The sequence below is a fragment of the Streptomyces sp. KR55 genome (genome assembly GCF_052245645.1).
Taxonomy (GTDB): Bacteria; Actinomycetota; Actinomycetes; order Streptomycetales; family Streptomycetaceae; genus Streptomyces; species Streptomyces flavusporus.
In genome coordinates this window covers 1-6,696 of the sequence record NZ_JBQQCE010000523.1, presented here as the reverse complement: position 1 = coordinate 6,696, position 6,696 = coordinate 1, and the positions used below count along the sequence as shown (strand labels likewise).

The 6,696-nt window shown below is 70.9% G+C and carries 7 protein-coding genes; 2 read left to right on the top strand and 5 right to left on the bottom strand.

Annotated features, from left to right (window positions below; translation table 11 throughout):
• Positions 1-31: 31 nt before the first annotated feature.
• The 3 genes from nirD to ACTWQJ_RS44065 are packed head-to-tail and all read right to left on the bottom strand — an operon-like array spanning position 32 to position 4,199.
• Positions 32-382 (bottom strand): nitrite reductase small subunit NirD, encoded by a 351-nt coding sequence (gene nirD, locus ACTWQJ_RS44075; protein WP_385260629.1) that lies wholly within the window; start codon positions 380-382, stop codon positions 32-34.
• Entirely contained in the window at positions 379-2,985 is a 2,607-nt protein-coding gene (nirB, locus tag ACTWQJ_RS44070) for a nitrite reductase large subunit NirB (RefSeq protein ID WP_443312021.1), read from the bottom strand. The genes nirD and nirB overlap by 4 nt, the downstream gene beginning before the upstream one ends.
• A complete protein-coding gene (locus ACTWQJ_RS44065) occupies positions 2,985-4,199 on the bottom strand; it encodes an NAD(P)/FAD-dependent oxidoreductase (protein WP_443312020.1) in 1,215 nt (404 codons plus the stop codon). The genes nirB and ACTWQJ_RS44065 overlap by 1 nt, the downstream gene beginning before the upstream one ends.
• A 194-nt stretch (positions 4,200-4,393) precedes the next feature.
• On the opposite strand from ACTWQJ_RS44065, the gene ACTWQJ_RS44060 reads away from it, so the two are divergent.
• The gene (locus tag ACTWQJ_RS44060) at positions 4,394-4,900 is read left to right on the top strand and encodes a DUF1579 family protein (protein ID WP_443312019.1); all 507 of its coding nucleotides are present in this window, start codon (positions 4,394-4,396) and stop codon (positions 4,898-4,900) included.
• Here ACTWQJ_RS44060 and ACTWQJ_RS44055 read toward each other — a convergent pair whose 3' ends face one another.
• Positions 4,901-5,785 carry an NAD(P)-dependent oxidoreductase gene (locus tag ACTWQJ_RS44055; protein WP_443312018.1) on the bottom strand — a complete coding sequence of 295 codons (885 nt, stop codon included), beginning with the start codon at positions 5,783-5,785 and terminating at the stop codon, positions 4,901-4,903.
• Between the two features lie 107 nt (positions 5,786-5,892).
• Between ACTWQJ_RS44055 and ACTWQJ_RS44050 the strand changes: the two genes are divergently transcribed.
• Complete coding sequence (locus ACTWQJ_RS44050) at positions 5,893-6,243, top strand: winged helix-turn-helix transcriptional regulator (protein ID WP_443312017.1); 351 nt, start codon at positions 5,893-5,895, stop codon at positions 6,241-6,243.
• A 31-nt stretch (positions 6,244-6,274) separates the two neighbouring features.
• Here ACTWQJ_RS44050 and ACTWQJ_RS44045 read toward each other — a convergent pair.
• Positions 6,275-6,696 (bottom strand): class F sortase (locus tag ACTWQJ_RS44045; protein ID WP_443312016.1); only part of this gene is annotated, 422 nt, incomplete at its 5' end.

Below are 6,696 nucleotides of genomic sequence, written 5' to 3'. Positions count from 1 at the left end.
GCCTGATCCGCCGGACACGCCCTCGTCGGAGTCAGGCCGCCCGCACCTCGTACGTCCGCACCCGCACCGACTCGTCGTCCAGGCACTGCCCGGAGACCAGGTCGAAGCGCTGCTTCAGCAGGGGGGAGGCGACGAACGGGCGGCCCTGGTGCGTGCCGGTGAGGCCGCGGGAGAGGACCGCCGCGCCGCTGAACGGGTCACGGTTGTCGATGGCGTAGAGCTCGCCCCTGCGGTCGCGGAACAGGGCCACCTGGCGGCCGTCCGGCAGCAGGGCCGCCACTCCGCGGCCGGGGAGCAGCCGGTTCAGGTCGCAGACCGTGAACCAGCCGTCGGCCAGCTGAAGCTGGACCTTGAGGTCGGTCGTCTCGGGTGCCAGGGTCATCGCTGGGCGCTTCCTTCCAGGGCGGCTTCCTTGGATTCCGTGGGCCGCATGCCGATCGACAGCAGCGGCAGGTCCGGCTTCATCTGGTCGCGTTCGGGGACGAAGCCGACGACCGGGTCGGGGGTGTCGGGCGCGTTCACGAAGGAGACGAACCGGGCCAGCTTCTCGGGGTCGTTGATGGTCTCGGACCACTCGTCGCGGTAGTGCGAGACGTGCGCCGCCATCAGCTTCTCCAGCTCGTCGCAGATGCCGAGGGAGTCGTGGACGACCACATCCCGTACGTGGTCCAGGCCGCCCGGGATCCGCTCCAGCCAGGTCGACGTGCGCTCGAGGCGGTCGGCGGTGCGGATGTAGAACATCAGGAACCGGTCGATCAGGCGGATCAGCTCGGCGTCGGACAGGTCCTGGGCCAGCAGGTCCGCGTGGCGCGGGGTGGCGCCGCCGTTGCCGCCGACGTACAGGTTCCAGCCGTTGGAGGTGGCGATCACGCCGAAGTCCTTCGACTGGGCCTCGGCGCACTCACGGGCGCAGCCCGACACCGCCGACTTCAGCTTGTGCGGGGAGCGCAGCCCCCGGTAGCGCAGCTCCAGGTCGATCGCCATACGGACGGAGTCCTGGACGCCGTAGCGGCACCAGGTCTGGCCCACGCAGGACTTCACCGTGCGCAGCGACTTGCCGTACGCGTGCCCGGACTCGAAGCCGGCGTCCACCAACCGCGCCCAGATCAGCGGGAGTTGCTCGACCCGGGCGCCGAACATGTCGATGCGCTGACCGCCGGTGATCTTGGTGTAGAGGCCGAAGTCGCGGGCGATCTCGCCGATCACGATCAGTTTCTCCGGGGCGATCTCACCGCCGGGGATACGAGGGACGACGGAGTACGAGCCGTTCTTCTGGAGGTTGGCCAGAAAGTGGTCGTTGGTGTCCTGGAGCGCCGCCTGCTCGCCCTCCAGGACGTAGCCGTTCGCGCCGATCGTCGGTGCGAGGGAGGCGATGATCGAGGCGACGGCAGGCTTGCAGGTCTCGCAGCCGTCGCCGCCCCGGGCGCCCTCACGGCCGTGACGGTCGAGGAGGTCCTGGTACGAGGTGATGCGCAGGGCCAGGACGATCTCGTACAGCTCCTCGCGGGTCTGCGAGAAGCAGCCGCACAGGCCCTTGTCGACCTCGACGCCGCTGGCCTCCAGCTCGGCGTTGATGAGCTGGCCGAGGACCTTGACGCAACTGCCGCACGTCGTACCGGCCTTGGTGCACTTCTTCACCTCGGGCACGGTCGTGCACTGGTGGTCGGTGACCGCGCCGCGGATCGTGCCCTTGGTGACGTTGTTGCAGGAGCAGATGATCGCCTCGTCCGGCAGCGCGGACGGGCCGAGCTGCGCCGGGGCCCCGGCACCGGCCGGCAGCACCAGCGACTCGGGCGAGACCGGCGGGACCGAACCGGTGAAGGCCTTCAGCGTGCCGTAGGCCTCCGCGTCGCCGACCAGGATGCCGCCGAGCAGCGTGCCGTCGCGGCCGATGACCAGCTTCTTGTACAGGCCCGCGCGGGAGTCGGAGTAGACGACGTCCAGGCAGTCGTCGGCCGTGCCGTGCGCGTCGCCGAAGGACGCCACGTCGACGCCGAGCAGCTTCAGCTTGGTGGACAGGTCGGCGCCGGTGAAGGAGGCCTCGTCCGCGGCGATCGTGGCGGCCACGGTCTCGGCCTGCTCGTAACCGGGGGCGACCAGGCCGTACACCCGGCCGTCCGCCGCCTGCGCGCACTCGCCGATCGCGAACACATGCGGGTCGGTGACCGTGCGGCACTGTTCGTCGACGGTGATGCCGCCGCGCTCGCCGACCGTGAGGCCCGAGTCGCGGGCCAGCTGGTCGCGGGGGCGGACGCCGGCGCTGAACACCACCATGTCGACGGCGAGTTCGGAGCCGTCGGACAGCTTCATGCCGGACACGGCGCCCGAGGCGTCGGCGACGATCTCCTGGGTGCCCGTGCCGGTGTGGACGGTCAGGCCCATGTCCTCGATGGTGCGCAGCAGGGCCGCGCCACCGCCGTCGTCCACCTGCACCGGCATCAGGCGCGGCGCGAACTCCACGATGTGGGTGGACAGCCCGAGCCCCTTGAGCGCACCCGCGGCCTCCAGGCCGAGCAGCCCGCCGCCGACCACCGCACCGGTCGTCGCCTTGGACTTGGCGTACTCCTCGATGGCGAGGAGGTCCTCGATCGTGCGGTAGACGAAGCAGCCCTCGGCGTCCTTGCCGGGGACCGGCGGGACGAACGGGTACGAGCCGGTGGCCAGGACCAGGGTGTCGTACTCGAAGACGCTCCCCGACCGGGCGGTGACCGTACGGGCCTCGCGGTCGATGGTCTCGGCGGCGTCGCCGACGTACAGCTCGATCGAGTGCTTCTCGATGAACTCCATGTCCGTCATGGACAGGTCGTCCGGGGTCTTGCCCGAGAAGTACGAGGTCAGCTGGACGCGGTCATAGGCGGGACGCGGCTCCTCGCACAGCACGACCACGCGGTGCGTGGCGGTCAGGCCGCGCTCGGCGAGCGCTTCGAGGAAGCGCTGGCCGACCATGCCATGGCCGACGAGCACGATCGTGGGGGTCGTGGACATCAGGAGCCTCCATCGTTGGTGAGCAGGTGGAGCAGTGGTGCGCCGTCCGTGGGGAGCGGCTCTGCTCCCTCCCAGGCGCGGGCGAGCGCGCCGACGGTGCCGAGTTCGCCGACGAGGACCCCGCCGACCAGGCGGTCGTCGCGGACGACGACCTTGCGGTAGGTGCCGCGGGTGGCGTCGGCGAGCTGCACGACGTCGTCGCCGGGGCGGGGTTCCGTCTCGCCGAACGCGGCGAGGTCGAAGGGGGCCTGACCGGCGAGGGTGAGGCGGGTGAGGGAACGGGTGCCGGTGTAGCGGGCGGCCGCGTCGCCGGCCAGCGACAGGGCGAGCGCGTCGGCCTGTTCGAGGGCGGGAGTGGCGAGCCCGTACACGGTGCCGTCGTGCTGGGCGCAGTCGCCGATGGCCCGGATGTGCGGATCGGACGTACGCAGTTCGTCGTCGACGAGGACGCCCTTGTGCACGGCGAGCCCGGCGGCCTTGGCGAGGCCCGCGCGGGGTCGGACGCCGCAGGCCAGTACCACGAGGTCGGAGTCGAGGGCGTACCCGTCGGCCATCTCCACGGAGCGGACGGCGCCGCCGACGACACGTACGTCCCGCACCCGGCACTCGGTGTGCACCTCGACGCCCAGGTCGGTCAGGTGCCGCTTGACGAGCTTGGACGCGGCAGGGTCGAGCTGGCGCTCCATGAGCCGCTCGGACTGCTGGGCGAGAACGACCTGCGCCCCGCGTACGGCGAGCGCGCGGGCCGCGGAGACCCCGAGCAGACCGCCGCCGATGACGACCGCCCGCACACCCGGCCGTACCGCCTTGGACAGGCCCAGGCAGTCGTCCATGGTGCGGAACGCGTGGACGCCCTCCGGCAGCACATGGTCCGGGGTGAACAGGCCGCGCAGGGGCGGCAGGACCGCGTTGGAGCCGGTGGCCAGGACCAGCGTGTCGTATGCGATCTCCGAGCCGTCCGCGCAGCGCACGGTCCGCCCGTCACGGTCGATATCGGTCACCCGGGCACGGGTCAGCTCCGCGGGCGCCGGGAGGGAGATCACCTCCGGGCTGTACCGCCCAGCCAGCACCTCGGCGAGCAGGACCCGGTTGTACGGGCGGTGCTCCTCCTCGCCGACGAGCAGCGCGGGCGTGCCGAGCTCACCGAGCCGCCGGGCGAGCCGTACGCCCGCGAGGCCGGCGCCGATCACCACCACACGCGTATTCGAGGTCATGCTCATGAGCGTGCGGGGCGGGTGTTACCCGGCCGCATCACGTCTGTTTCACGCGGGGAACTCTGCCCTCAGCGGGGGCGGGGGGTGGATGTGAGGGTTGCGGGGGAGGGGGCGGGGTGGGCTGTGAGGCCGGGAGGGTGGGGCAGGCTGGTGGCGAAGCCTCCGGGGCCGCCCGACAACTTACGGAGCAGAACATGACGGACGAGACGACACCACGAGTAGTCGCAGTCAACCGAGGCACAGAGCACGCCGACACTCAGGCATCCGGACGAGGACCCCAGCACGATGCGCTCGACGTCTGGGTGGGGAGATGGATCAACGAAGGCCACATGATCAACGATGACGGTAGCCCCGGGTCAAAGATCACCACTTCTGACGTGTACGAGTGGGCTCCCGGCGGGTTCTTCATCGTCCATTCGGCATACGGGCGCATCGGGGAGTTCGACGTCGGCGGCACAGAGATCATCGGCTACGACGAGACGAGCGGCGACTACCGGTCACACTTCTTCGACAGCCAGGGCAACGTGACCGTCAGCAGCCTGGTTGCGCACGGCGACACGTGGGCCTACCAGGGCGACACCACCCGCTCCACCGTGCAGTTCAGCGACAACCACCGCGTCCAGACCGTCCTGCACGAGCGCACCGATGACGGAACGACCTACCGGCCATCCATGAAGGTCACTCTCATCAAAGTCGATTGATCAAAGTCGACCGAGGAGATCGACCACTCCCGTGGTGTCCTCGTCGCCGTGGCCGTCCGCGAGGCGGCGCTCCATCAGGTCGAGGTACGGCTTCAGCAGCTCCTGGCTCACGCCCTGCTCCTCGGCCGTGCGCAGGAACGTCGCATTCCCCGCGACCTGCATGGCGAGGTTGGAGACGACGTTCTTGGTGTAGTCGCCGCTCTCCAGCTTGTCGGCGGTCTCCAGCGCGGCGGGCGCCATCGCGGTGAGCCACGACACCAGCAGCGGGGCGAAGTCCCTGGGCGCGATGTCCTCCCGGCGGATCAGCGCGAAGGCGTGCGCCACCCCGGCGAACATCCCGTACATGGCGCTGAGCAGGGCCACGTCGTGCAGCGCGGCGAACCCTGGGTCCGTGCCGACGTAGCGGGTGTCGGCAGGGACCGCGAGGACGTCCCGGTGCTCCTCGAAGAGGGCCGTGGAGCCGCTGTAGAAGACGAACGCCCCGCTGTCCGGGCTGCCGATCATCGGCGGTACGGCCATGATCCCGGCGTCCAGGAAACGGGCGCCACGCGCCTTCGCCCAGGCGGCGCGGGCACGGCCCTGGGCGGGCGTTCCGGTGGTCAGGTTGACCAGGTCGCGCCCGGACAGGTCGGCGTCGGACAGGGCCTCGCCGACCGACGCGTCGTCGAGGAGGCAGGCGATCACCAGCCGGTTGGCGGCCACCGCCTCCGCCGCGTTCCCGGCGACGGTCGCACCCTCGGCGGCGAGCGCCTCGGCGCGGGCGGGGGTGCGGTTCCAGACGGTCACGGGATGCCCGGCGACGAGCCAGGCGCGGGCCAGTGCGGTGCCCATGGTGCCGGTGCCGAGGAGGGTGAGTGGGGTGCGGGAAGAGGCGTTGTCGGTCATGGCGTTCAGACTCATCGAAGGGGATCGGCCTGCTCAAGTACGTACTTCCGAGTGGGTGGTTTCCCCGGGGAAAGCGTGCAGGCAGCGGGAGGACGGGGTGTCGGGTTATGGCGATCGGACGACGGCCGGGCTCGTACGAGTGCGGAGTCGACGCGGCGATGGACGTGATCGGCGGGAAGTGGAAGGTGCTCATCCTGTGGGCGCTGTCCGTGCGGTCGCACCGCTTCGGTGAGCTGCGCCGCGAGCTTCCCGGGGTGACGGAGAAGGTGCTCGCCGCGCAGCTGCGGGAGCTGGAGGCGGACGGCATCGTGCACCGGGAGGAGTACGAGGAGGTGCCGCCCCGGGTGGAGTACTCGCTGACGCCCCGCGGCGTCTCCCTCAACACGGCCCTGGAACCGCTCGGCGCGTGGGGCAAGGCGAACGTCCTGGGCGGCGTGACGCCGGAGCCCATACGGTGAGCCGGCGCATCCGCTGCCTACGTGAGGCGGCTCAGCTGCTCCCCGTCAGGTGCGCGAAGACGACGACGTTGCCCTGGTAGCCGGTGCTGCGGGAGTAGGTTCCACCGCAGGTGATCACCCGCAGCTCGGGCCGGGGCGCCGCGCCGTACACCTTCTTGTCGGGGAAGTCCTTCGCGTCGTACACCTCGACCGCGTCCACGCTGAACCGCGCGACGCTGCCGTCCCGCCGGTCCACCTCGATGGTGCTGCCCCGTTTCAGAGCGCCGAGCCGGTAGAAGACGGCGGGGCCGTCGGCGTTGTCCACATGGCCGGCGACGATGGCGGTGCCCCGCTCGCCGGGCGTGGTGCCAGCCTCGTACCAGCCGGCGAGGTTCCTGGGCGCGGTGGGCGGCGCCTCGAGGTTGCCGGTCCTGTTCAGCCCCAGGCCCGTCAGGGGGGCGTCCACCCGGATCG

Excerpts from the sequence above, each read along its gene's own strand:
- nirD (WP_385260629.1), bottom strand. The coding sequence starts at position 382 with ATGACCCTGGCACCCGAGACGACCGACCTCAAGGTCCAGCTTCAGCTG.
- nirB (WP_443312021.1), bottom strand. The coding sequence starts at position 2,985 with ATGTCCACGACCCCCACGATCGTGCTCGTCGGCCATGGCATGGTCGGC.
- ACTWQJ_RS44065 (WP_443312020.1), bottom strand. The coding sequence starts at position 4,199 with ATGACCTCGAATACGCGTGTGGTGGTGATCGGCGCCGGCCTCGCGGGC.
- ACTWQJ_RS44060 (WP_443312019.1), top strand. The coding sequence starts at position 4,394 with ATGACGGACGAGACGACACCACGAGTAGTCGCAGTCAACCGAGGCACA.
- ACTWQJ_RS44055 (WP_443312018.1), bottom strand. The coding sequence starts at position 5,785 with ATGACCGACAACGCCTCTTCCCGCACCCCACTCACCCTCCTCGGCACC.
- ACTWQJ_RS44050 (WP_443312017.1), top strand. The coding sequence starts at position 5,893 with ATGGCGATCGGACGACGGCCGGGCTCGTACGAGTGCGGAGTCGACGCG.